This is a genomic window from Rhodoglobus sp. GW821-FHT12B09, from assembly GCF_058809925.1.
Window position 1 is genome coordinate 32,044 of the sequence record NZ_JBXATB010000003.1, and the last position, 24,591, is coordinate 56,634.

The following is a 24,591-nucleotide window of genomic DNA, read 5'->3' on the forward strand; positions in this document are numbered from 1 at the left end:
GCGGATGCGTCGGCGACAGCGTCGTGTCGAAACCTCCGCATGGGCCGGGAGGGGCGCATCGGCGCCTAGCTCTTGTTGGAGATCTGCACCATCTCGTCGCGGTCGACGACCTTGATGCGCGTGCGGCCCTGCGGCTCTCCCAGGGCGAGCTCGTGCTCGTCGAGGTTGTGCCAGCCGTCGAGGTTGGTGAACTCGACGCCGCGCGAGCGCAGGAGCTCGACCACCGACTCCTCAGAAGGGTGGGCGGGGCTCCACCAGCTGGCCTGGCCGTTCATGAGGTTCTTGATGGTCTCCATCGCGTCGCTCTTGGTGTGCCCGATGAGGCCCACCGGTCCGCGCTTGATCCACCCGGTGGCGTAGACGCCGTGCACGGGCTCGTCGTTGTCGTCGATGACCTGGCCCTCTCGGTTCGGGATGACACCGCGCTTCTCGTCGAACGGAATGCCGTCGAGCGGCGACCCGAAATAGCCGACCGCGCGGTACAGCGCCTGCACCGGGACCTCGCGGATCTCGCCCGTGCCGCGCACGCCGCCCTCGCCGTCGGGCTCGGTGCGCTCGTACCGGAACACCGCCCCGTCGTACGACACCGGGTTGGCGTAGAAGTGCAGGTGCAGGCGACGGGATGCCGTGCCGACCTCGCGCGAGCGCCACTGGGTGAGCACCCGGTCGATGACCATGACCTGCTTGTTCGTCTCGATGGCCAGTTTCGAGGCCTCGTCGTAGTCGAAGTCCTCGTCGTAGACGACCATGTCGACGTCGCGCAGCTCGCCGACCTCGCGCAGCTCGAGCGGCGAGAACTTCACCTGAGCGGGGCCGCGGCGGCCGAACACGTGCACGTCCGTCACGGGCGAGGCCTTGAGTCCGTCGTACACATTGGCCGGGATCTCGGTCGGCAGCAGGTCGTCGGCGTGCTTCGCGAGGATGCGCGCGACGTCCAGCGCGACGTTCCCGTTGCCGATGACGGCGACGGAGGACGCCTCGAGGGGCCACTCGCGCGGGAAGTCCGGGTGGCCGTCGTACCAGCTCACGAAGTCGGCGGCGCCGTAGGAGGTGGGCAGGTCGATCCCGGGGATGTCGAGCGCGGCATCCCGGATCGCGCCCGTCGAGAAGATCACGGCGTTGTAGTGCTGTTTGAGGTCGTCGAGGGTGATGTCGCGGCCGAAGTACACGTTGCCGAAGAGGCGGATGTCGCCCGAGTCGAGCACGTCGCGCAGCGCGGTGATGATGCCCTTGATGCGGGGATGATCGGGGGCGACGCCGTAGCGGACCAGTCCATAGGGCGCCGGCAGCTGCTCGAACAGGTCGATCGACACGTCGAACTGCTTCTCGGCCTTGAGCAGGATGTCGGCAGCGTAGATGCCTGCCGGCCCTGCTCCCACGATGGCCAGACGTAGTTTCTCAGTCACTAGTTGGAGCGCTCCACAATCGAGTCGGCGAATCGGGTCAGGGCTTTCTTGACGGGTCCGTCGGGCAGGGGTGCCAGGGCGTCGACAGCCTCGCGGGCCCAGCGGTGGGCCTCCTCGAGGGTCCGAGCGGTCACCGAGTGATCGCGCAGCTCGGCGATCGCGGCGCTCAGGTCGGCCTCGTCGGCCTCCCCGTAGAACGCGGTGGTGACGTCCCGCTCGATCCGCCGCAGCAGGTCGTCGGCGTCGGAGTCGGTCTTCGCGAGCTCGCGCAGGTACAGCAGCGGCAGCGTGGAGACGCCCGCACGCAGGTCGGTGCCGGCGGTCTTGCCGGTGACCTCGGTCTTGTCGGAGAGGTCGATGATGTCGTCGATCAGCTGGAAGGCGACGCCGACCTTCTCGCCGAACGTGCGGACGGGCACGACGTAGTCCTCGGAGGCGTTCGAGAAGATCACGCCCACTTCAGCCGCGGTGGCGATGAGCGAGCCGGTCTTGTCCGCGAGCACCTGGAGGTAGTGGGCCACCGGGTCCTCGTCGTGCCGCGGCCCGATGGTCTCGTGCAGCTGGCCGAGGCACAGGCGCTCGAAGGTGTCGGCCTGCAGGGTGATCGCGCGCTCGCCCAGGCTCGAGACGAGCTTGCTGGCGCGGGCGAACAGCAGGTCACCGGTGAGGATCGCCACCGAGTTGCCCCAGACCGTCTGGGCGGAGGGCACGCCGCGGCGCATCTGCGCCTCGTCCATGACGTCGTCGTGGTACAGCGATGCGAGGTGCGTGATCTCGACGGCCTGGGCAGCAGTGATCACGTGCGGGTTGTTGCCCTCACCGAGCTGGGCCGCGAGGAGCGTCAGAACGGGGCGGACGCGCTTGCCGCCCGCGTCGAGGAGGTAGCGGCTCGTGGCATCCGCCACCTCGTCCGCGTAGTGCATCTGGGCGAGCAGGCCGGCCTCGACGGTCTCGAGCCCCTCCTCGATCGCCGCCGCGAAGCGGCGCTCGTCGCTCGACGCGAACAGCTTCTCGCCGAGGCCCAGTGAGGAGCTCAGGCTGGTGCGTCGAGCAAGGGGAGCAGCCGCGCTCACGAGCCGACTACTTTGATCGGCCTCGTCGCGTTGCCCTGGCGCTTGGCCACCGACGCGAGCACTGTCGCGTCGACGGGCTTCCGGCCTCGGTGCAGGGCGACGATGCCGCCGGTGAGGTTGCGGTACGCCACGCGCGTGAAGCCGACTCCGCGGATCCACTGGCTCAGCTCGCCCTGGTCGGGCCACTCCTTGATCGACTCCGCGAGGTACGTGTACGCGGCGGGGTTCGAGCTCATGCGGTCCGCAATGAGGGGCATTGCGTACTGCAGGTACGCCCAGTAGCCGGCGCGGAAGATGGCGATTGGCGGCTTGGAGAACTCGCACACCACGACGCGGCCGCCCGGCTTGAGCACGCGGTACATCTCGGCGAGCGCCACCTTCGGCTCGTTGACGTTGCGGAGCCCGAAGCTGATCGAGACGGCGTCGAAGTGGTTGTCGGGGAAGGGCAGCTTCTCAGCGTCGCCCTCGACGAACTCGATCTTCTTGTGCTTGCGGCGCCCCTCGGCGACCATGCCCGCGGAGAAGTCGAGCGCGATGACCTCGGCGCCGGAGCGGGCGAGGGCGGCCGAGCTGGTGCCCGTGCCGGCGGCCACATCGAGGATGCGCTCCCCGGCCACCGGGGCGACCGCGCGCACCATGGCGGCCCGCCACAGCACCGCGTTACCGGCCGACAGCACGTTGTTCATGCGGTCGTAGTGCTTCGCGACGTCGTCGAACATGCCGGCGACCTCATCCGGCTGCTTGTTCATATCCGCCTTGCTCACAAGGCAAGTCTACGGTTCTCGTCCACAGGGAGGGTTCGGAGCCGAAGGTAGGGTAGGAGGGTGGACGTGAGCACCAAAGCCTCAGCGGACCACGGCTCACTTCTGGAGCAGCTCGACTCCCGCAGTCCGCTCGCGTTCCTCCGCAACGGCGACGGCATCATCGGGCTCGGCGAGGCGCTGCGCCTCGAGTTCACGGGCCCCAGTCGCATCGCGGATGCCGCGGCCGCCTGGCGCGACCTCTCTGCCCGGTCGACGGTCTCCGACGACGTGCGCCTGCCGGGCTCGGGGCTGATCGCGTTCGGCAGTTTCGCGTTCGCGGACTCCTCCGCGGCCACGAGCGTGCTGATCGTCCCGGCAGTAGTGCTCGGCCGCCGCGACGGGGTCAGCTGGACGACCCGCATCGGGGATGCCCCGGCCCCCGCCCCCGCAGGGCGGCAGTTCTCCGCGGCCTTCGAGCCGGGGGCGCAGTCCGCCGACGGGTACCGCGCGGCAGTGGCGGCGGCGGTCGAGCGCATTCGCGCCGGCGAGCCGCGCAAGGCTGTGCTGGCGCGCGACCTGGTGGCGGGCATCCCGGCCGATGCGGACCTCAGGCTCCCTCTCACGCGACTCGCCGAGGCCTACCCGGACACGTACACCTTCGCTGTCGCCGGGCTCCTCGGCGCGAGCCCCGAGACGCTGGTCCGCTCGAGCGGCGGCACCGTGAGCGCCCGCGTCCTGGCGGGCAGCGCTGCGCGGGGGGCGGATGCCACGGCAGACGCCACCGCGGCCTCCACCCTCAGCGCCTCCCGCAAGGACGTCGAGGAGCACTCCTTCGCGATCCGCAGCGTGCTCGACGCGCTCGGTCCGCTCAGCTCGGCGCTCACCGCCCGCCCGCCGTACGCGCTGCGCCTGCCGAACCTGTGGCACCTCGCCAGCGACGTCACGGGCACCCTCCGCGGCGGCTCCTCCGCCCTCGACCTCGTGGCGGCGCTCCACCCCACGGCCGCGGTCGCCGGCTCCCCCACCGCGGCCGCGCTCGACCTGATCGCCGAGCTCGAGCCCTTCGACCGCGGACGGTACGCCGGACCGGTCGGCTGGGTCGACGCCCACGGCGACGGGGAGTGGGCGATCGCCCTGCGGTGCGCCCAGGTGGACGGCGAGACGGTAACCGCCTATGCCGGTGCGGGCATCGTGGCGGGCTCCGACCCGGCCCGGGAGCTCGCGGAGACGGCGCTCAAGCTGCGGCCGATCGTGGAGGCGTTCGCCCCGAAGGCGGGTTGAGTAGGCCGCCCGCGGCCGTATCGAAACCCCCTGTCGAGCACCCGGTTTCGATACAGGCGCCAGAGCGCCTTACTCAACCCGCTACGTGGCCGCGAGCCGCTCCTTCTCGGCGGCGACGTCGTAGTCCACAGCGGGATACTCGGGCTTCAAGCCGCGCAGTGCATCGAGCAGCAGCCCCTGCACCGCCCAGCGGGCGTACCACTTGTGGTTCGCGGGCACCACGTACCAGGGGGCATCCGGAGTCGATGTGCGCGTCAGCGCGATCTGGTACGCCTCCTGGTACGCGGCCCAGTGCTGGCGCTCGTCGATGTCGCCCGGGTTGAACTTCCAGTTCTTCTCGGGGTTGTCGAGGCGCTCCTGCAGGCGGGCCTTCTGCTCGTCGGCGGAGATGTGCAGCATGACCTTGATGATCGTCGTGTCAGTGAGCGAGGCCTCGAAGTCGCGGATGATGCCGTAGCGCTCCTCAATGGCCTCCGGCGTCGAGAAGCCGCGCACGCGGTGGATCAGCACGTCCTCGTAGTGCGAGCGGTCGAAGACGCCGATCTGGCCCGGCAGCGGCAGCTCCTTGCGCACCCGCCAGAGGAAGTCGTGCTTCTTCTCCTCGTCCGTGGGCGCCTTGAACGCGTGCAGGTGCACGCCCTGCGGGTCGACTCCGCCGACGACGTGCCGGATGATCCCGCCCTTGCCCGCGGTGTCCATCGCCTGCAGCACCAGCAGCACGCTGCGCCTTCCCTCGAACTTGCTCTCCGCGAAGAGCTTCTCCTGCAGCGAGCCGAGCTCGTCGACGTTCTTGGCAAGCTGCTTCTCGGCGTGCTTGCGGTCCTCCGCGCCGGGCGTGGAATCAGGGTCGACCTTCGCGAGGTCGAAACCCTCGCCGACGGGAGATAGCGCTGTCATCCCCTCAACCTAGCGACCGAGCGGCACTTCCACGATGGTCGGCCCCAGGGATGCCGTGAGCGCCTGGTCGAGCTGGCCGCGGGTGTCGACGCGCACGTAGTCCCAGCCGTAGGCCGCGGCGAGCTGCTCGACGGATACCTCCTGCGGGGTGAGGAGCACCCGCTCGAAGGCCGCCGTGCTCGTGTCATCGCCCGCGGTCTGCGCCACCTCGAGCCCGTCGAAGATCGTGCCGCCGTGGTCGTTGCCCACGATCACCTGGATGCGCGGCCGCGGCTCCCCGGTGCCGAACAGCAGGGCGCCCACGTCGTGCAGCAGGGCGAGGTCGCCGAGCAGCACCCGCGTGGTGCCCCTTGACTCGCCGGCCTGCGACGCGAGCGCGATGCCGATGGCCGTGGCGATCGTCCCGTCGATGCCCGCGAGGCCCCGGTTGGCGTGCACGCTGATCTTCTTGCCGGTGACGGTGCGGTCCAGTTCGCGAATGAGCCGGGATGCCCCGAGCACGAGCCGGTCGTGCGGCCAGGTCGCACGCCAGACCGCCTCGGCGAGGGCCGTGCGGGTCACGGCGGCCCGGACCGCGGCGAGCTCGGCCCTGGCGTGCTCGCCAGCGGGAGCCGAGGTATCCGGAGCCACATCGTCCGACTGGGCGAGCGCGCGCGACGCCGCCACCCAGCGCCCCGGCCACTCCCGCGGGCCGGGCGCCCCGTCGACCGTCACGGCGTCGGCGAAGGCCGCCACGCGGTGGCCGGGGTTGTAGTCGTCGGCGGACGCCCCGCGCACGACGAGCACCTCGACCCCGTCGCGCTGCAGCAGCACCGGGATCTCGCGGCTGAGCGTGGGGTGCCCGAACACGATCGCTCGCTCGACGGCGCCGCCGAACTCCGGCTCGTGCAGCAGCTCGCGGTAGGCGACGACGAGGTTCGGGCCGAAGCGGGCTCCGCTCGCGACCTCGGCGAGCAGGGGGGCGCCGAGCTCGCGCGCGACCTCCTCGGCGCGCGGGCCCGCGCCGGTACCGGCGATGACGACGGTGTGCGGGGAGTGGGTGAGCACCAGCGGGTTGAGTAGGCCGCCCGCGGCCGTATCGAAGCCCTGGTCCCAGCGGGTTTCGACGGGCTCCACCGGCGACAGCCTCACCGCCGCCGACAACGGCTCCCGGAACGCGAGGTTCAGGTGCACGGGACCGCCGGACGCCGCCGCGAAGGCCGCCCGCGCGAGTTCTGCCGCGGCATCCTGCTCGCCGTCCTCGCCCGTCGGCGCGCCGACGTCCCAGGTGCGCTGCACGGCCGCGCCGAAGATGCCGGGCTGCTCGGTGGTCTGGTTGGAGCCGATGCCGCGCAGCTCGTCCGGGCGGTCACCGCTGAGCACGATGAGCGGCACTCGGGAGTGATGAGCCTCGAGGACTGCCGGGTGCAGGTTGGCGACGGCGGTGCCGGAGGTCGCGATGATCGGCACGGGCAGGCCGGTCTCGACGGCGAGGCCGAGCGCGAGGAATCCCGCGACCCGTTCGTCGATGCGCACGCGCAGTCTGACGAGTCCGAGGCGCTCGTACTCGGCGGCGGCGAGGGCGAGGGCCTGCGAGCGCGAGCCGGGGCTCAGCACGATGTCGCGGACGCCCTTGTCGATGAGACCGCCGAGGAGGGCCACCGCGAAATCAGTGGCCGGCGACTCAGTCTTTGGGCGGGTCATCGTCGAGTTCGGCGAGCTCCTGCTCGAGACGGCGGATGCGCTCGTCCTGCTCCTCGTCGCGCCGCAGGTTCGCGAGGAACGCGGGGTCGTCGTCGGGCGCGACGGTGCGGCGCTGGCCGCCGCGGTCGCCGCGCTCCTTGCCGAAGATGAACCAGAGAAGCGCGCCGACGATCGGGAGGACGATGACGAGCCCCCAGCCGAGCTTCGGGAACGCGCGGACCCGGGAGTTCTCGGTGAGGACCAGGTCGACGATCGCGAAGACGTACAACCCGATCACGATGAAGGGGACGATCACGAACAGGCGGGCCATGGGCCAATTGTAGGCGCGCATCCTGCACGCAGCCCGCGTGCCTACACTGGCAGGGTGAAACCCTGGCTTGCCTACAGCCTCGTGCGTCTCGGCGTCTTCGCCCTCGCGTTCGCTGTGCTCATGATCGCGAACGTACCGTGGTGGCTCTCGGCGATCATCGCCGCCGTCATCGGGCTGTGCGTCGGGTACATCTTCTTCGGCCGTCTGCGCGACGCCGTGGCGCTCGACATCGTCGAGCGGCGGGCGCGCCCTGCGGGCGACGCCGACAGCGCCGCCGAGGACGCTGGTTGAGTAAGGCGCTCTAGCGCCTGTATCGAAACCCCCAGAAGGGTTTCGATACGGCCGCGGGCGGCCTACTCAACCCGCCGGCGGCTAGAAGGCGGGCGGACTACTCAACCCGCCGGCGGCTAGAAGGCGACCGCCCAGCCCAGGCCGAGGCCGAACAGCAGCGCAGTGAGGGTGGTCAGTCGCAGCGCGATAATCAGCTCGCCCGGCGTCTTGGCGCTGATCGTGATGCCGACCGCGGGAATCGCTGCAAGCAGCGCGAAGTACACGAGGTAGGCGTTCGCATAGAACAGCGTGAAGAACGCGAGGATGCCGAACGGCAGCAGCACGAGCACCCCGTAGACGATGCGCGAGGGGCGGTCGCCCAGGATCACGGCGAGCGTGCGCTTGCCCGCGAGCTTGTCCTGCTCGCGGTCGCGGATGTTGTTGACCATGAGCACAGCGCACGCGATGAGGCCGATGGCGACGCCGGAGAGCCAGCCCTCGAGGGTCACCGTCCCGGCGAGCGCGAACTCGGTGCCGGCGGTCGCGACGAGGCCGAAGAACACGAACACGAACAGCTCGCCGAGACCGGCGTAGCCGTAGGGCCGCTTGCCGCCCGTGTAGAACCACGCGGCCACGATCGCGACGGCGCCGACGGCGAGCAGCCACCACTGCTGCGTGCGGACCACGATGGCGACGCCCGCGAGCGCCGCGAGGCCGAAGAACACGAGGGCGACGACCAGGACGGTGCGCGGCTTGACCGCTCCCGACGCGGTGAGGCGCTTGGGGCCCACGCGGTACCTGTCCGTGCCGCGGACGCCGTCCGAGTAGTCGTTGGCGAAGTTGACGCCGATCTGCAGGAACAGCGCGACCGCGAGGCAGAGCAGGGCGCGCAGCCAGTGCCAGCCGGTGTCCTCCGGCTCGTGCGTGAGCACGTAGGCCGCGGCGGTGCCCAGCGCGACCGGCGCGATCGCGAGCGGGAGCGTCTGCAGCCGCGCGCCGCCGATCCAGCCGCCGAGCGTCGCCTTGGGGATCGGCGCCGCACCGGGCGGTCGGCCGCCGGGGCGGCCGCTCTTCTTGGCGCCCGGCTTCTTGGGCGCGGGAACGGACTTCGGGTCGATGCGCTGCTGCTTCGGTGATGCCACGGCAGGAGTCTACTGGCGCACGATCTCGGCGAGGCTGAGCCTGTCGGGCTTGCCCGACGAGAGCAGCGGGATGCCCGCCACCACGACCACGCGCGAGGGCGCCGCCGCGCGCCCCAGGGCGGCCCCTACCGCCTGCCGCACGTCGTCGAGCCCCACGGGCACCTCGGTCACGACGACGGGAGTCTCCCCCCATTCCGGATGCGGCGCGGCCACCACCACCGCGCCGGAGAGGCCGGGCATCCCGCGCACTGCGCTCTCGACCTCGGCAAGGGAGACCTTCACGCCCCCCGAGACGATCACGTCGTCGACGCGCCCGGTGACGCTCAGCACGCCGTCGAGGATGCGGCCGCTGTCGTCGGTGCGGTACCAGCGCTTGCCGTCGTGCTCGACGAAGGCGGCGGCGGTGCGCTCCGGGTCGTCGAGGTAGCCGTGGGCGAGCACGCTGCCCGAGAGCTCCACCCGCCCGTCGACGATGCGCGCCTCGGTGTTGCCGATGGGCACGCCGTCCCACACGCAGCCGCCGCTCGTCTCGCTCGAGCCGTAGGTGCGCGTGATGTTGAGGCCGAGCTCGAGGGCGCGGGCCGCGAGCGAGGCCGGCATCGCCTGGCCGCCGATGAGGATGCGGTCGAGGCGGGCCAGCGGCTCGATGTCCTCGAGCTCGACGAGGCGGGCCAGCTGGGCCGGGACGAGCGAGGTGTACTTCACACCCGCGAGCGAGCGGACGAAGCGGTCCGCGTCCCAGCCGCCCTCGTCGGCGATGAAGTCGGAGTCGCTCGCGATCGCGCGCACGACGACGTTGATGCCCGCGATGTAGTGCAGCGGGAGGGCGAGCGCCCAGTCGCCCGGGCCGCCGAGGGCGGAGTCTGCTGCGGCGGCGCTCGCGAGGAGGGCATCCGCCCCCAGGGCCACGCGCTTGGGGCGCGCCGTCGACCCGCTCGTCTCGACCACGAGCGCCACACGCTGCTCGACGGTCGCCGGCGCGCCGGTGGGCGTGCCCTCGTACGGGAACACGGCCGGCCCGTCCGCGGTGAGCGCCGCCCGCAGCGCGGTCGCGACGGCCACCGTGTCCCGCGAGTCGACCACGAGCAGCTCGCGCGTCACGCGGGCTCCCCGCGGCGCCTCGGCGTCCGCGCGGTCGCCCCCGCCCCGCGCGAGGCCCGCACCCCGGCGGTGACCTCCGGCACTGTGACATCCGGCAATCGGCGGTTCAGGGATGCCGCGAACAGCAGATAGCCGGATCTCACTGCGGCGCCGGCCCGCACTAGTACTGCCAGGGGTAGGGCGCCCAGTCGGGGGCGCGCTTCTCGAGGAACGCGTCCCGGCCCTCGACGGCCTCGTCGGTGCCGTAGGCGAGCCGGGTTGCCTCACCGGCGAAGACCTGCTGCCCGACCATCCCGTCGTCGACCGCGTTGAAGGCGAACTTGAGCATGCGGATGGCGGTCGGCGACTTGCCGAGGATCTCCTCGGCCCACTCGTACGCGACCTTCTCGAGGTCGGCGTGCGGGACTGCGGCGTTGATCGCCCCCGTTTCGAGGGCGCGGGTGGCGTCGTACTCGCGGGCGAGGAAGAAGACCTCGCGCGCGAACTTCTGGCCGACCTGGCGGGCGAAGTAGGCGCTGCCGTAGCCGGCGTCGAAGGAGCCCACGTCGGCATCCGTCTGCTTGAACCTGCCGTGCTCGAGCGAGGCGATCGACAGGTCGCACACGACGTGCAGGGAGTGCCCGCCGCCGGCAGCCCAGCCCGGGATGACCGCGATGACGACCTTCGGCATGAAGCGGATGAGGCGCTGAACCTCGAGGATGTGGAGCCGCCCGGTCGACGCGGAGCCGTCGGCGTACTGATACCCGTCGCGGCCGCGGATCCGCTGGTCGCCGCCGGAGCAGAAGGCCCAGCCGCCGTCCTTCTCGCTCGGGCCGTTGCCGGTGAGGAGCACGACGCCGACGCGGGGGTTCTGCCGGGCGTCGTCGAGCGCGCGGTACAGCTCGTCCACGGTGTGCGGGCGGAACGCGTTGCGCACCTCGGGCCGGTCGAACGCGATTCGCGCCACCCGCCCCGAGACGTCGAGGTGGTACGTGATGTCGGTAAGCCCGCCGAAGCCCTCGACCTCGCGCCACAGGGAAGCGTCGAACAGTTCGGAGACAGGGGCCATGCCCCAAGCCTAGCTAGCCGGTCTGGAGGCCGGACAGGAACCGCAGCACCGTGAGCAGCACCCAGGGGTTGGCGAGCACGGCCACGGCGATGGCCGGAACTGCCCACACCCTGCCGTGCCCGATGATGACGGCCGTCACGCCCACCACGACGGCGAGCACGGAGAGCCCGATCGCGACGTAGCCGAGGTAGGTGCCGGTCGGGAAGTCCCCCGCGGTGGCGACGGCGATCGCCGCGGCGTGGACCCCGACCGTGCCGAGGGCCAGGACGGCAGCGACGATCCCGACGTACGGGCTGCGCCGGCGCGCCGGTTCCTCGACGACCTCGGCGGGCTCCTCCTCCGGGGCCTCGGGCTCCTCCTCGATGGGCTGCACGAAGATGGGGACGACTTTGAGCGGAACGCGCTCGACATCACCCGGACTGGTCACCGAATCACCCTAACGCCACACTGGTCCCATGCTCCCTTCCCTCACGGACCTGCTCGGCTCGGCCAGAGTGGTCGCGCTGCCGCTCGTCTCGCGGTTCCGGCGGGTGGACGTGCGCGAGGCGCTCCTGCTCGAGGGGCCGTCCGGGTGGACGGAGTTCTCCCCGTTCACGGAGTACGGCGACGCCGAGGCGAGCGCCTGGCTGGCCGCGGCGATCGACTTCGGCTGGGGCATCCTGCCGCCGCTCGTGCGCGACTCGGTCGCCGTCAACGCGACCCTGCCCGCGGTCGGGCCCGACCAGGTCGCGGCGGTGCTCGACCGGTTCCCGGGCTGCCGCACCGTGAAGGTCAAGGTCGCGGAGCCGGGACAGGGGCTGCCGGATGACGTGGCCCGCGTCGCGGCGGCGAGGCAGTACCTCGGCGCGTCGGGGCGGGTGCGGGTCGACGCGAACGGCGGATGGTCCGTCGACGAGGCCGAGCGCGCCGTCCACGCCCTCGCCCCCTACGACCTCGAGTACGTCGAGCAGCCGTGCTCGACCGTGGACGAGCTCGCCCAGCTGCGCGAGCGCGTGGCGTACATGGGCATCCCGATCGCCGCCGACGAGAGCGTGCGGAAGGCCGCCGACCCGCTCGCCGTCGCGCGAGCCGGGGCGGCAGACCTTCTCGTGATCAAGGCCCAGCCGCTCGGGGGCATCACCTCTGCGCTCGCGATCGTGGCGGAGGCGGGGCTGCCGGTCGTGGTGTCGAGCGCCCTCGACACGTCGGTGGGCATCTCGATGGGGCTGCACCTGGCGGCCGCGATCGCCGAGCTCGAGTACGACTGCGGCCTCGCGACGGCGTCGCTGCTCGCCGACGACGTGACCCTGCAGCCGCTGATCCCGGTGAACGGCGCTCTGCCGGTTCGGCGGGTGGACGTGTCGCACGAGCTCCTCGGCGAGCACGCGGCATCCCCGGAGCGGTCGGCCTGGTGGCTCGACCGCCTGGCGCGCTGCTACGAGCTGCTGTAGGGCGGGTTGAGTAAGGCGCTCTGGCGCCTGTATCGAAACCGGGTTGCGGGGGGGGTGAGGTTTCGATACGGCCCTAGGGGGCCTACTCAACCCACCGGGTTTCGATACGGCCCTAGGGGGCCTACTCAACCCACGCCCCTCGCCTACAGGCCGCTGTACGCGTGCAGCCCCTTGAAGAACAGGTTCACGATCGTGAAGTTGAACACGACCGCGCTGAAGCCGATGATCGCGAGCCAGGCGGAGCGCGAGCCGCGCCAGCCGCGCGTCGCGCGGGCGTGGATGTAGCCGGCGAAGATCGTCCAGATGATGAACGTCCAGACCTCCTTCGTGTCCCAGCCCCAGTAGCGGCCCCACGCGCGGTTCGCCCAGATGGCGCCGGCGATGAGGGTGAAGGTCCAGAACACGAAGCCGACCACGATCATGCGGTACGCCATGTTCTCGAGCTTCTCCGCCGACGGGAGCGTGTCGAGGAAGCGCAGGGAGACGGCCTTGCCCGCCTCGCGCCGGGCCTGCAGCAGCTGCACGACCGACAGCGCCGCGCCGAGCGCGAAGAACCCGGTGCCGAGGGATGCCACGAACACATGGATCACGAGCCACGCCGACTGAAGCGACGGCGGCAGCGGCACGACGTCCACGTAGAAGTTGACCGTGGCGACACCGAGCGCGATGAGCACGAACCCCGTGACGAAGGCGCCGATGAAGCGGACGTCCTGCCAGAACTGCACGACCAGGAAGACGCCGATGATGATCGCGGTGGCGGTGAGCGTGAACTCGAACATGTTGGCCCACGGCACTCGGCCGGCGGCGACTCCGCGGAACACGGCCGCCCCGACGTGCAGCACCCACGCGATGACCGTGAGGGCCATCGCCGCGCGCAGGTAGCGGGGGGTCTTGGCCGCCGCGGGAGCCTCGACCTTCTCGAGCACCGCGGTCGAGCCGGAGCTGGCCTCGCTCACGACCGCGGCCGCCGGAGCCACGACGGCCACGCGGCGGGAGAGATCGAGTGTGAACATGATGAACGCCAGCGCGTAGATCGCCATGGCGGAGTACACGGCGACTGTGGAGAACTGCACGAGGGTGTCGGTCACGGTCCCACCTTAAGCCCGAGTTGATCGATGTGACGGTCCGCGAACTCGGCTACCGCGGCGTCAAGACCAGGGTCGTCGCCGCGCGCGAGGCCGGCGTACTCGAGGGCGAGAGTGCCGTCCTCGTGGGGGGCCGCCTTCACCCAGAGGCGTCGGCGCGGGATGAACAGGCTCGTGACAAGGCCGCCGACGACCAGCACGGCGAACAGCAGCACCCAGAGCTGGGCGGGGTCGTGATGGACGTCGAGCGACACGAAGCGCGGCACCGAGGTGAGCTCGATGCTGCCGAGGCCGTCGGGCAGGTCGGCCTTGTCGCCGGGCCGGAGCTTGATGGCCGGCGTACCCGAGTCGCCGCCGACGATCTGCGTGAGGTTGTCGAGCGTGAGCGTGTACGCGTTCGTGCCCTGGCCGTTGTCGAGGCCGAGGTCGCCGGTGTACATGAAGAGGCTCAGCACCGGGTTGATCGTGTCCGGGTAGCTCGAGATGAGGGTGCCGTCGGCCATCGGCGCCGCGGTCGGGTAGAAGAAGCCGATCATGCCGACCTGCTGCGCGAGGCCGTCCGGGATCTTGATGATGCAGTTGCTGCGCAGGTTCGCGTCCTGCGGGAGGCAGGCGGTCGGCTGGGAGAAGATCACGTTGCCGTCGGGGTCGCGCACGGTCACTACCGGGGCGTACCCGTTGCCGAGCAGGTACACGTCCGTGCCGCCGATGTTGAGCGGCTCGTTCACCTTGATGGTCGCCTTGTGCGGCTCTCCCCCGCGGACGGTCGTGGTGACGTTGGCGACGAAGTCGGTGGCCTGGCCGAGGGCGTCGAGGTTCTGCTCCTCGTAGGTGGGCACGAAGGTGTCGAGCGCGATCGAGTACGGCTCGAGCGCGGAATCCGTGAAGAACCTGCCCGGGTTGAACGAGTCGTAGCTCGCGAGGGTGTTCGTCATGGCGTAGCCCTCGACCACGACGCGCTGGCCGGTGTAGCCGAAGCCGCCGCCGATGCCGACGGTCACCAGCACCCCGATGAGCGCGGTGTGGAACACGAGGTTGCCGGTCTCGCGCAGGTAGCCGCGCTCGGCGGAGACGGAGTCCCCGTACACCTCGGTGCGGTAGCCCTGCTTGCGCAGCAGGTCCCGCGCGACGAGCACGGCGGCCGCGGCATCCCCCGTCGCCGACCGCTCGGTGAAGCCCTCGAGGCGCTGCAGTCGCGCTGGCGTCTTCGGCGGGCGCGCGCGCAGGGCGTCGAAGTGGTGCTTCGTGCGCGGGATCACGCAGCCGATGAGCGAGATGAACAGCAGCAGGTAGATCGCCGAGAACCACACCGACGAGTAGGTGGTGAAGACCCCGAGCTTGTCGAGGATCGGCGCGATCTCCGGGTTGTTCGCCTTGTACTGGATCACGCCGTTCGGGTCGGAGCTCACCTGCGGCACGAGTGAGCCCGGGATCGCCGCGATGGCGAGCAGCAGCAGGAGGAACAGCGCGGTGCGCATGCTCGTGAGCTGGCGCCAGAAGAACCGCAGGTAGCCGACGGGGCCGAGCTTCGGCTGCTGGATCGTTTCCGGGGCGTCGTAGTGGCCCTGCGGGCGCGACGAGTCGCTAGAGGGCGGGAGCGAACTCATTCACCACCCCCAGGAAGCTCGACAGGATCGCGCTCCAGAGGCCCGTGACCATGAGGACGCCCATCGCGATGAGCAGTGCGCCCCCCACGATGTTGAACACACGGATGTGCTTGCGGACCCACGCCACCGAGCTTCCCACCCACCCGAAGCCGAGGGCGACGAGCAGGAACGGGATGCCCAGGCCGAGGCAGTAGAAGAGGCCCACGATCGCGGCCCGGCCGGGGTCGCCCTGGTAGCTCGCGAGGGCGGTCATGGCGACGAGGGTGGGGCCGAGGCACGGGGTCCAGCCGATGGCGAACACCGCGCCGAGGATGGGCGCGCCCGCGAGGCCGGCGCGCGGCCGCCAGGAGGGCTTGAGCTGCCGCTGCAGGAAGGTGACCTGGCCGATGAAGACGAAGCCGAGCACGATGATGACCACGCCGCCGATGCGCTCGATGATCGAGCCGTACTGCAGGAAGAAGACGCCCACGGTGGCGCTCAGCACGGAGATGCCGAGGAACACGACACTGAACCCGAGCACGAACAGGGCGGCACCGAGGGTCGTGCGGCCGCGCTTGAGGTCGGCCGGGTCGGAGACCCCGGTGACGTAGCCGAGGTACCCGGGCACGAGCGGCAGCACGCATGGCGAGAGGAACGCGAGCAGGCCCGCGCCGAACGCAATGGGCAGCGCGAGCGCCAGCGCGCCCTCGCCGACGATGTCGCCGGGGTTCACCTAGTCGTCCTCGGCGAGGACTTTGTCGATCATCGCGGTGAGGATGCTCTTGTCCTGGATCAGCCCGCTGATGCGGCCCGCGACCCGGCCCTGGCGGTCGATGATGAGCGTCGTCGGCACGGCGTTCGGCGCGACGGCACCCTGGCCGGCGAAGGCGAGCTGCACCGAGTTGGTCTGCGCGTCGATGATCGAGGGGTACCCGATGCCGAACTTCTTCTCGAAGTTGATCGCGTTCTCGGCGGTGTCGGAGACGTTGACGCCCAGGAACGGCACCTCCGTGTAGTCCTCGCTGACCGCCTTCAGGTCGGGCGCCTCGAGGCGGCAGGGCGGGCATCCCGCGTACCAGAAGTTGATGACGTAGACGTCCCCCTCGTAGTCGGCGTTGGCCACGTCGTCGCCCGCGTCCGTGGTGCCGGAGTACTCGATGGCCTCCCCGCGCTGGTCGGCGGGGATCTCCGTGTACGCGCCGTCGCCCGACACGTAGCCCTGGCCGGAGCCCTCGGCGTACTGGTCGGCGAGCGGGTCGTTCGAGCATCCCGCGAGCGCGAGGATCACGACGGCGATGGCGAGTAGGCGCTTCACACTGCTCCCGAGTCGATGGCGGTCGCCAGCAACTCTTTCGCAGGTTCCTGATAGTCGACCTCGACGAAGCGGTCGCCCGTCACAGCGAGGGTCGTGATGCTCGAGAGCGTGCAGCGGCGGTTGCTCGGGTTGTGCGGCAGCCGCAGGTCCTTCACGGAGCGCGCGACCATCACGATCGGCATCTGGTGGCTCACCATCACCACCTCGCCCCCGTCGGCCTTGGCCCACGCGTCGCCGATGGCGGCGAGCATCCGGGCCTCGACGCTGCGGTAGGGCTCGCCCCAGCTCGGGCGCATCGGGTTGCGCAGCTGCACCCAGGCCCGCGGGCTCCGGATGGCACGGCGCACCGATGTGCCCTCGAACCAGTTGTGCGGCTCGATGATCCGCTCCTCGGTCACGATCGGCAGCCCGAACTGCTCGGCCCACGGCGCCGCGGACTCCTGCGCGCGCTGCAGCGGGCTCGCGTAGAGCGCCGTGACCGGGTGGCCCTTCAGCGACTCCGCGGCGGCCGCGGCCATCGCGTGCCCCAGCTCGCTCAGGTGGAACCCCGGGATGCGCCCGTAGAGGATCTCCTCGGGGTTGAATACCTCGCCGTGGCGGACGAGGCGGATGAGGTCAGCTGGCACCCGTCGATTCTACGTGCTGTAGAACGACATTGAAGTTGTCGCGGAACAGGTTGCCCGGGTCGAGCTCGTCCTTCAGCTTCCGGAGGCGGGCGAGGGTCGCCGGCGGGAAGGCGTCGCCGATGCGCTCCGGGCGCGGATCGGTGTCGAAGCTCAGGTACATCCCGCTGAAGTGCTCCCCCATCTCGTCCCACAGCCCGTCGAGCGGGGTGCGGCGGCTGCCGATCACCGACACGGCGAAGTTCGCGGAGCGGCCGGCGTAGGCCGTGGCATCCGGGGCCACATCGCTCACCGCGCCGCCGACGGAGCGGATCGAGAGCACGTAGGCGGCGCCGGTCGACATGAATCCCGCGAGCGCCTCGGCGAACTCGGGCGTGATGTGCTCCACGAGTGCCGAGCGGCTGACCGGATCTCCCTGCCCGCGGTGGTCGCCGGGCTGGACGTTGTCCATGATGCTCGCGTACGGCACGAGCTGCACCGACTGCTGCAGGAGCGGCCCGGCGTTCGCGAGCGGCTGGAGCCTGTCGATGATCGTGTCCGGGTCGCTCGAGTCGACGACCGTCATGGTCTGCGCCACGGTGGGCTGGCCCGGGGCGGGGTTGCCCATCATGAGGAAGCTCGTGAGGTCGCGCGGTGCCTCCTCGACCGCGGCCGCCCAGCGCTCGAGGAACCCGGCGGTGTCGCTCGCGTCGAACGCGAGCTGCGCCCAGCCGACGTCGCCCACCTCGTCGACCTCGAACTCGAAGCTCACGACGATGCCGAAGTTGGCGCCCGCGCCGCGGAGCGCCCAGAACAGCTCGGGGTTCTCCTCGTCGCTCGCCGTGACCACCGAGCCGTCGGCCAGCACCACCCGCGCCGCGCGCAGGTGGTCGATCGTCAGCCCGTGCTCGCGGCCGAGGAACCCGACGCCGCCCGCGGTCGCGAGCCCGCCGACGCCCACCCCTCCGTAGTCGCCGGAGCTGAGCGCCCAGCCGTGCTCGGCGAGGGCCACGGCCACGTCGGCCCAGCGGGCGCCGGGCTCGATCCGCACTCGGCGCGCCCTCTCGTCGAGAACCTCGATCGCGTTGAGGGCCTTCAGGTCGATGACGATGCCGCCGTCGTTGGTCGAGCGGCCGCTGAACCCGTGGCCGCCGCTGCGCACGCCCAGGGCGATTGCGGGATGCTCGCGCGCGAAGCCGACCGCCTCGACGACCTGCTCCACGCTCGTCGGGCGGAGGACGATGCCGGGGTTGCCGCCGCGGATGTAGTTGTTGCGCACCCTCGAGAACCCGGAGTCGCCGGGCTCGACGGCGGTCGCGGCCAGCGAGGCGGGCACCGCGTCGTAGTCGATGCCGTCCCGGCGCTTGGCGAGCGCGATGCTGTTGCGCACCCGGCCCTCGCTGGTGCCCTTCTCGGCGCGCTCGGCCGCCACGCGCTCCCGCAGCTCGGGGATCACGTCCTCCGCGAACCGCTGCATCGCCGCGGGGTCGTCGAGGCCCAGGATGAACGTGCCCGTGCCGTTCTCCATCGCGAGGTCGAACAACTGGTCGACCGGCAGCTCGGGGACGTTCAGCAGCCGGCGGATCTCCCGCGGGTCGCGACCGGCGGCCTCCGCAGCCTCGTCGATGGCCGCGTTCCCCCGCTCGAGGTCGCCCGGCTTGAGGTAGGCCAGGGAGGGCAGCCACCCGTCGCCCTTCGTGCCGATGAGGCGCAGCATCCGGGGCTTCAGCGCACCCACCCAGATCGGGATGTCGTGCGCCGGGGCGGGCCCGCGCTTGGCGCCGTTCACGCGGTAGAACTCGCCGTCGACGCGCAGCGGTGCGCGCTCGCCGGCGTCCCACACGCCGCGCATGATGTCGATCGCCTCGGAGAGCGCGTCGACGCCCTGGCCCGGGGTGAGGCGGCGGCCGCCGATGGACTCGATCGCGTCCCAGAAGCCGCCGGCGCCGAGGCCCATCTCGAATCGGCCGCCCGAGAGCAGGTCCAGACTGGCGGCCGCGCGCGCGAGGACCGCGGGCTGGCCGCGCAGCGGGAGGTTGTGCACGTTCGCCGCGACGTGGATGCGCTCGGTCTTCGCCGCCACCCAGGAGAGGAGCGTCCACGTGTCGTGGAAGGAGGCCTGGTACGGGTGGTCCTGGAAGGTCGCGAGGTCGTAGCCGAGCTGCTCTGCGAGCACCGCGCGCTGCACGGGCGCCTGCGCGGGCGAGTTGGTTGGCGTGATGAAGACGCCGAAGGCAAGGGGATGACCGTAATCAGGCATGGCTCCAGCCTCCTCTCCTGCCCCCGAAGTGACAAACCACTCGTAAGCGGCTTACTATCAGTAAGTGACTATGACGACCTGGCAGCACATCGACGACGACCAGTGCCGGCGCTTTGCCTCCTCGGTGGAGCTGATCGGCAAGCGCTGGAGCTCGGGCATCCTGCTCGCCGTCGCCCAGGGCGCCACCCGGTTCAGCGAGATCACCGCGACGGTGACCGGCCTCTCCGACCGCCTCGCGGCGCAGCGGCTCAAGGAGCTGGAGCGCGACCTGCTCATCGAGCGCCACGTGATCGCGACCACGCCCGTGCAGGTGCGCTACGCGATCACCCAGCGCGGACAGGACCTGCTCGACTCCCTCCAGCCGCTCGTCGGCTGGGGCCAGAAGTACGGAACACCCGCAGACAACTAAACTTCAGGGATGCCTGAACGCACCCTGATCAAGAACCTTGCCGCCGCGACCGACGGACCCGTCTCCGTGTCCGGCTGGGTGGATACCGTGCGCGACCAGAAGAAGGTGCAGTTCGTCGTGCTGCGCGACGAGTCGGGCGCTGTGCAGCTCGTGAACCCCCGCCCGTCGGACGACGAGGGCAACATCATCCCGTCCGAGCTCAGCGACACCATCTCCGGCCTCGCGCAGGGCACGTTCCTCACCGCGACCGGCGAGCTCAAGCACGACGAGCGCGTCAAGCTCGGCGGCGTCGAGATAAAGCTCGACGCCCTCGTGATCGCCGCCGCGGCGAACCCCGAGACGCCGATCGCGGACGACACCGGCGTGGACAAGCGCATGGACTGGCGCTTCCTCGACCTGCGCCAGCCGAAGAACAACCTCATCTTCCGCATCCAGACCACGCTCGAGCACGCCTGGCGCACCTACTGGGTGGAGAACGACTTCATCGAGCTGCACACCCCCAAGCTCATGGCGAGTGCGAGCGAGTCGAAGGCCGAGCTGTTCGAGGTCGACTACTTCGAGGGCAAGGCGTACCTCTCGCAGAGCCCGCAGTTCTTCAAGCAGATGGCGCAGCCCGCCGGCTTCGGCAAGATCTTCGAGGTCGGGCCCGCCTTCCGCGCCGACCCGAGCTTCACGAGCCGCCACGCGACGGAGTTCACCTCGGTCGACTCGGAGATCAGTTGGATCGACTCCCACGAGGACGTCATGAAGCTGCACGAGGAGCTGCTCGTGGCCGGGTTCCAGGCCGTCAAGGACAAGCACGGCGCGGAGATCGAGGCCCTGTTCGGCGTGGAGGTCACCGTGCCCACGACGCCGTTCCCGCGCATCCCCCTCGCCGAGGCGAAGCGCATCATCGCCGAGCGCGGCTACACCGTGCCCCGCACGGACGACGACATGGACCCGGAGGGCGAGCGCCAGATCGCCGCCTACGTCAAGGAGGAGTTCGGCCACGAGTTCGTCTTCCTCACGGACTACGCGTCGAGCATCCGGCCGTTCTACCACATGCGCCACGAGGGCGACCCGTCGCTGACGAACAGCTACGACCTCATCTTCAACGGCGTCGAGATCTCGACGGGGGCGCAGCGCGAGCACCGCGTCGACATCCTCATCGAGCAGGCCAAGGACAAGGGCCTCGACCCGGAGGAGCTCGACTTCTACCTCGACTTCTTCCGCTACGGCGTGCCGCCGCACGGCGGATTCGGCATGGGACTGAGCCGTGTGCTCATGCTGATGCTGCACCTGTCGAACATCCGGGAGTCCACGTACCTCTTCCGCGGCCCGACGCGCCTTCTGCCGTAGTCCGCCGCTCCCGCCCCTCCTCCCGCCCGCTCCCGCCCGCCCCTCCCGCCCCTCCCTGGGAGCACCTCCCCGCGACGGTGCCGCCGAGAGTGCGATTCGACGGGGTGTGACTGCCGCACGACCCCGTCAAACTGCACTCTCGCGGAGTTGGAGTAAGCCTTGCGGCGGCTCAATCTCGGGGCGCTACCATAAGCCATCGCTACTCGGCGAAAACTATCCACAGAGGAAGTTGGCACGACTATGGCTGGCAAATTTGTTATCACGAAGGACAAGGCGGGCGAGTTCCGCTTCGTGCTCAAGGCGGGCAACGGCGAGGTAATCGCCCAGTCGGAGGGCTACAAGTCGAAGGCCAGTGCTGAAAACGGCATCGCCTCCGTGAAGACGAACGCCCCGGGTGCGCCCATCGTCGACGAGTCCTAGGAATTCGCCCTTAGCGCTCGTTTACCTTGATGGGGCAGGATGACCCCATGTCCAAGAAAATCGACGCAGCGCTCAAGGATCTCAAGAAAGCGCTCAACGAGCACGCCGATGCGGTCGGCGGCAGCGCGGTATCCCTCAAGAAGGCCCAGCGGGCCGGTGCGAAGGTCGCTGCTGCCGCCACCGCCTACGCGGAGGCAGTCCACGCCAAGAGCGGCATGGGCAACCCCTTCGACGACATGGTGCAGCCCGGCCTCGAGGGCGCGACGCTCGCGTCTCTCGCCGCCGAGCGGGACGCCATCGCCAAGCACCTCACGGGCCCCATCCCGATCCAGAGCGCCAAAGCCCTCTAGCTCGCGAGGATCGCGGCCTTGAGCCGCTCGGCGTCGAGCCGCCAGATGGCGTGCACGCGCCCGTTCACCATGAGCACCGGAATCTCGTCCCAGTACTTCTCGTTGAGCTCGGCGTCATCGTGGATCGAGAGCTCTTCAAGCGAGACGGATGCCGCTTCCCCCAGGTCATCGAGCACCGATGCGATCACCGCGCGGGCGTCGTCGCAGAGGTGGCAGTCGGGCTTGCCGATGAGAGTCAGCCTCGTAGTGGACACGACCATAGACTAAACGGGATGCCCGAAGCAGCGCCGCCACCCCCCAGCGATCGTCCGATCGTCGCCTTCTTCGACGTCGACAACACGCTCATGCGCGGGGCCAGCGTCTACTACGTCGGCCGAGAGGCGTTCCGCCGCGGGCTCATCTCCTGGCGCGATATCGCCCTGTTCGGCTGGCACCAGTTCCGCTTCCTCGCCGTCGGCGAGAACCGGCAGCACCTCTCCACGGCGAAGGACCGCGCGCTCGGCCTCGTGAGCGGCCACACCGAGGAGGCCCTCGTCACGATGGCCAACGAGATGTACGAGCGCGACTTCGCCCCCAAGCTCTGGCCCGAGACCGTGGAGCTCACCAGGGCCCACCTGGAGAAGGGCCACGAGGTCTGGCTGATCACGGCCACCCCGCAGCTCGTCGCCCAGGTGATCGCCGACCGGCTCGGCCTCACCGGCGCCATCGGCACGCGCGTGCAGGCCCTTGACGGGGTCTTCACCGGCGCTCTCGACGGCCACGTCATCCACGGCGACGAGAAGGCCGCGGTCGCACTGCAGTTCGCGAGCGACCGCAAGGCCGACCTCACCGACTGCTGGGCCTACTCCGACTCCAGCAACGACATCCCGCTGCTCACGATGGTCGGCAACCGTGTCGTCGTGAACCCTGACGCGAAGCTGCTCGCCCACGCGAAGGAGCACGGCTGGGAGGTCCTCCCGCTCAAGCGCTCGAGCATCCGGGATGCCCAGAAGAAGGTCAAGCGCGAGGCGCGGGCGGTAAAGAAAAGGGCCCGGTAGCTACCGGGCCCTGGGTCTTCTGGAGACCTACTTCTTGTTGCGACGCTGGTGGCGCGTCTTGCGCAGCAGCTTGCGGTGCTTCTTCTTCGCCATCCGCTTGCGGCGCTTCTTGATGACTGAACCCATGGACTACCTCACGGTCTTTGTAATGAACACATCTGAATGGACTCGACCCGGTCCGATTCAGAACCGCGGAAAGACATACCGGAAGATCTTAGCAGCGCAGCCACGGTTCGCGCTCCAAACCCCGGGCACTCTAGCTCCCTATTGCTCATTGCGGCCCCAGGAACACAGTGTGTCGCATCGGAATATCCTTCATATTCTCTAGAGTGATGGCAAGAAGTTCCGACCGAGGAGCTCGAGGTTCGTATGATTCGCACGACTGGCGATGAGAGGCAAGGATGCCATGCACATCTCCTTCGCCCCTCGCGAGCTGAGAGACTTTTGCAACAACCCATCGCCGGGCGCGCTGGCTGGTCTGGATGTGGATCGTCTCAAGGCTCGCCTTGCCGACCTCGACGCCGTCGACAACTTGACCGAACTCGTCGTCGGAAGGCCAGATCTCCTTACGAGCACGGCCGCGGACATCACGATCGCAATCGGGGACAACTATGCGTTGCGATGCCGGGTGGATCAGGTCGCCGCGCAGAATCAAGATCCGGTTCGGTGGAGCGAATGTCATTGGATAATGGTCGAATCCCTCGAACCGATAGGTGCCACTAATGAGTGATACATCCTTCGCACCACGCTGGGCATCGTCGCCTGCGGAGACTATCCGCGAAGCGCTCGTGGAGCTGGGTTTGAGCGTGGAGGATCTTGCCGATCGAGGCGGTCTCTCGGACGCAGACGCTAGAGAACTTGTCACGGGTCAGCGAGTAATTACCCCCGAGATCGCCGAAGTGCTGGTCGGCGTCGTCGGCAGTACGACGGGTTTTTGGTTGAACCGTGAGGCTCGCTACCAAGAGAGTCTCAACTTGGTGACAGCAGATGATCTTGTCCAACAACTCCCAAAGGCGTACATGGAGAACCTGGGCTGGCCAAACACCCAGGACGATTGGCGCGAAGGCGCCTACGCATTCCTCGACTTTTTCGACCTCCAAGTCGCACGCGACTGGAATGGTCTGTACGGGACAGCGCGATTCCGCGAATCGCCCACCGTTACCTCGAACCAGCTTGCGGTGGCGGCGTGGCTTCGGCAAGGGGAGATAGAAGCCAAATCCATCCAGGTAGGACATTGGTCCCCCGAGGCATTCGGCCACGCGGTCGTTGCAGCTCGCCCGCTAACCAAGGTAAAGGACCCCCGCGACTTTATTCCTCGATTGCAGCGATTGTTTTCCGAGGCCGGGGTCGCCCTGGTCGTGGTGAAAACACCAGAGGGATGCGCTGTGAGCGGGGCGGCTCTTGAAGATCGCGAGGGAACCAAACTGATTGTCGTTAGCGCTCGATTCTTGGCTGACGATCATTTCTGGTTCACAGTTTTTCACGAAGCGGGCCACATCATTCGGCACGACGTCTCGCAGGGTTTTCTCGACGACCTGGATGACACGACAAACGCGGCGGCAGTGGAGATGGAGGCCGATTCGTTCGCCCGAGACTCGCTAATCAGGGGTGATCTTTCCGATCTGAAACAACTAGGCGCCGCCTTGACATATAGGCGAGTTGCCGCGTGGGCGGCGGCGGAGGGCATTTCACCCGGGGTTCTAGTGGGGAGACTTCAGCATGATGGTGTTCTCGCGCACAGCCAACTGAACAAGTTGAAACGTCGATACAAATGGGACGGCCTCACGCTGACGCTTCGTTGATGC

General features: G+C 69.5%; 28 protein-coding genes. 9 read left to right on the top strand and 19 right to left on the bottom strand.

Going from position 1 to position 24,591, the window contains the following annotated elements; all coding sequences use genetic code 11:
* Positions 1-65: 65 nt before the first annotated feature.
* The 3 genes from AC1RTC_RS07255 to ubiE are packed head-to-tail and all read right to left on the bottom strand — an operon-like array spanning position 66 to position 3,243.
* Positions 66-1,406, bottom strand: coding sequence for an FAD-dependent oxidoreductase (locus AC1RTC_RS07255; protein ID WP_493154819.1), 1,341 nt, complete (start codon positions 1,404-1,406; stop codon positions 66-68).
* Positions 1,406-2,479 carry a polyprenyl synthetase family protein gene (locus tag AC1RTC_RS07260; protein ID WP_493154820.1) on the bottom strand — a complete coding sequence of 358 codons (1,074 nt, stop codon included), beginning with the start codon at positions 2,477-2,479 and terminating at the stop codon, positions 1,406-1,408. The genes AC1RTC_RS07255 and AC1RTC_RS07260 overlap by 1 nt, the downstream gene beginning before the upstream one ends.
* Entirely contained in the window at positions 2,476-3,243 is a 768-nt protein-coding gene (gene ubiE / locus AC1RTC_RS07265; protein WP_493154821.1) for a bifunctional demethylmenaquinone methyltransferase/2-methoxy-6-polyprenyl-1,4-benzoquinol methylase UbiE, read from the bottom strand. The genes AC1RTC_RS07260 and ubiE overlap by 4 nt, the downstream gene beginning before the upstream one ends.
* 66 nt (positions 3,244-3,309) lie before the next feature.
* Between ubiE and AC1RTC_RS07270 the strand changes: the two genes are divergently transcribed.
* Complete coding sequence (locus AC1RTC_RS07270; protein WP_493154822.1) at positions 3,310-4,503, top strand: isochorismate synthase; 1,194 nt, start codon at positions 3,310-3,312, stop codon at positions 4,501-4,503.
* Between the two features lie 81 nt (positions 4,504-4,584).
* Here AC1RTC_RS07270 and AC1RTC_RS07275 read toward each other — a convergent pair whose 3' ends face one another.
* From AC1RTC_RS07275 to AC1RTC_RS07285, 3 genes are read right to left on the bottom strand one after another with little or no spacing between them, the layout of a single operon-like run.
* Complete coding sequence (locus AC1RTC_RS07275) at positions 4,585-5,400, bottom strand: polyphosphate kinase 2 family protein (protein ID WP_493154823.1); 816 nt, start codon at positions 5,398-5,400, stop codon at positions 4,585-4,587.
* A 9-nt stretch (positions 5,401-5,409) separates the two neighbouring features.
* Entirely contained in the window at positions 5,410-7,083 is a 1,674-nt protein-coding gene (gene menD, locus AC1RTC_RS07280) for a 2-succinyl-5-enolpyruvyl-6-hydroxy-3-cyclohexene-1-carboxylic-acid synthase (protein WP_493154824.1), read from the bottom strand.
* Positions 7,064-7,393, bottom strand: a complete 330-nt coding sequence (locus AC1RTC_RS07285; protein WP_493154825.1) for a PLD nuclease N-terminal domain-containing protein — start codon at positions 7,391-7,393, stop codon at positions 7,064-7,066. Before AC1RTC_RS07285 ends, menD begins: the two co-directional genes overlap by 20 nt.
* Before the next feature lie 54 nt (positions 7,394-7,447).
* Between AC1RTC_RS07285 and AC1RTC_RS07290 the strand changes: the two genes are divergently transcribed.
* Positions 7,448-7,684 (top strand): DUF4229 domain-containing protein, encoded by a 237-nt coding sequence (locus AC1RTC_RS07290; protein ID WP_493154826.1) that lies wholly within the window; start codon positions 7,448-7,450, stop codon positions 7,682-7,684.
* A gap of 116 nt (positions 7,685-7,800) precedes the next feature.
* Here AC1RTC_RS07290 and AC1RTC_RS07295 read toward each other — a convergent pair whose 3' ends face one another.
* From AC1RTC_RS07295 to AC1RTC_RS07310, 4 genes are all read right to left on the bottom strand, one after another.
* Positions 7,801-8,805: a 1,4-dihydroxy-2-naphthoate polyprenyltransferase gene (locus AC1RTC_RS07295; RefSeq protein ID WP_493154827.1), complete on the bottom strand. Its 1,005-nt coding sequence runs from the start codon at positions 8,803-8,805 to the stop codon at positions 7,801-7,803.
* 9 nt (positions 8,806-8,814) lie between these two features.
* Positions 8,815-9,906 (bottom strand): AMP-binding protein, encoded by a 1,092-nt coding sequence (locus AC1RTC_RS07300; RefSeq protein WP_493154828.1) that lies wholly within the window; start codon positions 9,904-9,906, stop codon positions 8,815-8,817.
* A gap of 160 nt (positions 9,907-10,066) precedes the next feature.
* Positions 10,067-10,954, bottom strand: coding sequence for a 1,4-dihydroxy-2-naphthoyl-CoA synthase (locus AC1RTC_RS07305; RefSeq protein ID WP_493154829.1), 888 nt, complete (start codon positions 10,952-10,954; stop codon positions 10,067-10,069).
* 13 nt (positions 10,955-10,967) lie between these two features.
* On the bottom strand, positions 10,968-11,381 hold the full coding sequence (locus tag AC1RTC_RS07310) for a hypothetical protein (RefSeq protein WP_493154830.1): 414 nt from the start codon (positions 11,379-11,381) through the stop codon (positions 10,968-10,970).
* A gap of 28 nt (positions 11,382-11,409) precedes the next feature.
* Between AC1RTC_RS07310 and AC1RTC_RS07315 the strand changes: the two genes are divergently transcribed.
* Positions 11,410-12,384: an o-succinylbenzoate synthase gene (locus AC1RTC_RS07315; protein WP_493154831.1), complete on the top strand. Its 975-nt coding sequence runs from the start codon at positions 11,410-11,412 to the stop codon at positions 12,382-12,384.
* A 143-nt stretch (positions 12,385-12,527) separates the two neighbouring features.
* On the opposite strand, the gene ccsB is transcribed toward AC1RTC_RS07315, so the two are convergent.
* From ccsB to AC1RTC_RS07345, 6 genes are read right to left on the bottom strand one after another with little or no spacing between them, the layout of a single operon-like run.
* The gene (gene ccsB / locus AC1RTC_RS07320) at positions 12,528-13,472 is read right to left on the bottom strand and encodes a c-type cytochrome biogenesis protein CcsB (RefSeq protein ID WP_493154832.1); all 945 of its coding nucleotides are present in this window, start codon (positions 13,470-13,472) and stop codon (positions 12,528-12,530) included.
* Positions 13,469-15,076, bottom strand: coding sequence for a cytochrome c biogenesis protein ResB (gene resB / locus AC1RTC_RS07325; RefSeq protein ID WP_493154833.1), 1,608 nt, complete (start codon positions 15,074-15,076; stop codon positions 13,469-13,471). The genes ccsB and resB overlap by 4 nt, the downstream gene beginning before the upstream one ends.
* Complete coding sequence (locus tag AC1RTC_RS07330; RefSeq protein WP_493154834.1) at positions 15,054-15,788, bottom strand: cytochrome c biogenesis CcdA family protein; 735 nt, start codon at positions 15,786-15,788, stop codon at positions 15,054-15,056. Before AC1RTC_RS07330 ends, resB begins: the two co-directional genes overlap by 23 nt.
* The gene (locus AC1RTC_RS07335; protein WP_493154835.1) at positions 15,789-16,370 is read right to left on the bottom strand and encodes a TlpA family protein disulfide reductase; all 582 of its coding nucleotides are present in this window, start codon (positions 16,368-16,370) and stop codon (positions 15,789-15,791) included. It lies immediately after the preceding gene.
* Positions 16,367-16,996 (bottom strand): histidine phosphatase family protein, encoded by a 630-nt coding sequence (locus tag AC1RTC_RS07340; protein WP_493154836.1) that lies wholly within the window; start codon positions 16,994-16,996, stop codon positions 16,367-16,369. The genes AC1RTC_RS07335 and AC1RTC_RS07340 overlap by 4 nt, the downstream gene beginning before the upstream one ends.
* Positions 16,986-19,232 (bottom strand): LLM class flavin-dependent oxidoreductase, encoded by a 2,247-nt coding sequence (locus AC1RTC_RS07345; RefSeq protein WP_493154837.1) that lies wholly within the window; start codon positions 19,230-19,232, stop codon positions 16,986-16,988. Before AC1RTC_RS07345 ends, AC1RTC_RS07340 begins: the two co-directional genes overlap by 11 nt.
* Before the next feature lie 70 nt (positions 19,233-19,302).
* On the opposite strand from AC1RTC_RS07345, the gene AC1RTC_RS07350 reads away from it, so the two are divergent.
* The 4 genes from AC1RTC_RS07350 to AC1RTC_RS07365 all read left to right on the top strand — a co-directional run bounded on the left by AC1RTC_RS07350 (position 19,303) and on the right by AC1RTC_RS07365 (position 21,749).
* Positions 19,303-19,641: a winged helix-turn-helix transcriptional regulator gene (locus AC1RTC_RS07350; RefSeq protein ID WP_493155232.1), complete on the top strand. Its 339-nt coding sequence runs from the start codon at positions 19,303-19,305 to the stop codon at positions 19,639-19,641.
* Positions 19,642-19,650: 9 nt separating this feature from the next.
* Positions 19,651-20,979 carry an aspartate--tRNA(Asn) ligase gene (aspS, locus tag AC1RTC_RS07355; RefSeq protein WP_493154838.1) on the top strand — a complete coding sequence of 443 codons (1,329 nt, stop codon included), beginning with the start codon at positions 19,651-19,653 and terminating at the stop codon, positions 20,977-20,979.
* A 240-nt stretch (positions 20,980-21,219) separates the two neighbouring features.
* The gene (locus AC1RTC_RS07360) at positions 21,220-21,399 is read left to right on the top strand and encodes a YegP family protein (protein WP_493154839.1); all 180 of its coding nucleotides are present in this window, start codon (positions 21,220-21,222) and stop codon (positions 21,397-21,399) included.
* 47 nt (positions 21,400-21,446) lie between these two features.
* Complete coding sequence (locus AC1RTC_RS07365) at positions 21,447-21,749, top strand: hypothetical protein (RefSeq protein WP_493154840.1); 303 nt, start codon at positions 21,447-21,449, stop codon at positions 21,747-21,749.
* On the opposite strand, the gene AC1RTC_RS07370 is transcribed toward AC1RTC_RS07365, so the two are convergent.
* Complete coding sequence (locus AC1RTC_RS07370) at positions 21,746-22,003, bottom strand: glutaredoxin family protein (protein ID WP_493154841.1); 258 nt, start codon at positions 22,001-22,003, stop codon at positions 21,746-21,748. The two genes, AC1RTC_RS07365 and AC1RTC_RS07370, sit on opposite strands and share 4 nt — an antisense overlap.
* 18 nt (positions 22,004-22,021) lie before the next feature.
* Here AC1RTC_RS07370 and AC1RTC_RS07375 point away from each other — a divergent pair, with 18 nt between their 5' ends.
* Positions 22,022-22,786 carry an HAD family hydrolase gene (locus AC1RTC_RS07375; protein WP_493154842.1) on the top strand — a complete coding sequence of 255 codons (765 nt, stop codon included), beginning with the start codon at positions 22,022-22,024 and terminating at the stop codon, positions 22,784-22,786.
* 27 nt (positions 22,787-22,813) lie between these two features.
* Here AC1RTC_RS07375 and AC1RTC_RS07380 read toward each other — a convergent pair whose 3' ends face one another.
* Entirely contained in the window at positions 22,814-22,912 is a 99-nt protein-coding gene (locus AC1RTC_RS07380) for a 30S ribosomal protein bS22 (RefSeq protein WP_003792170.1), read from the bottom strand.
* 145 nt (positions 22,913-23,057) lie between these two features.
* Positions 23,058-23,468 (bottom strand): hypothetical protein, encoded by a 411-nt coding sequence (locus AC1RTC_RS07385; RefSeq protein ID WP_493154843.1) that lies wholly within the window; start codon positions 23,466-23,468, stop codon positions 23,058-23,060.
* Positions 23,469-23,508: 40 nt separating this feature from the next.
* On the opposite strand from AC1RTC_RS07385, the gene AC1RTC_RS07390 reads away from it, so the two are divergent.
* On the top strand, positions 23,509-24,588 hold the full coding sequence (locus tag AC1RTC_RS07390; RefSeq protein ID WP_493154845.1) for an ImmA/IrrE family metallo-endopeptidase: 1,080 nt from the start codon (positions 23,509-23,511) through the stop codon (positions 24,586-24,588).
* Positions 24,589-24,591: the final 3 nt, after the last annotated feature.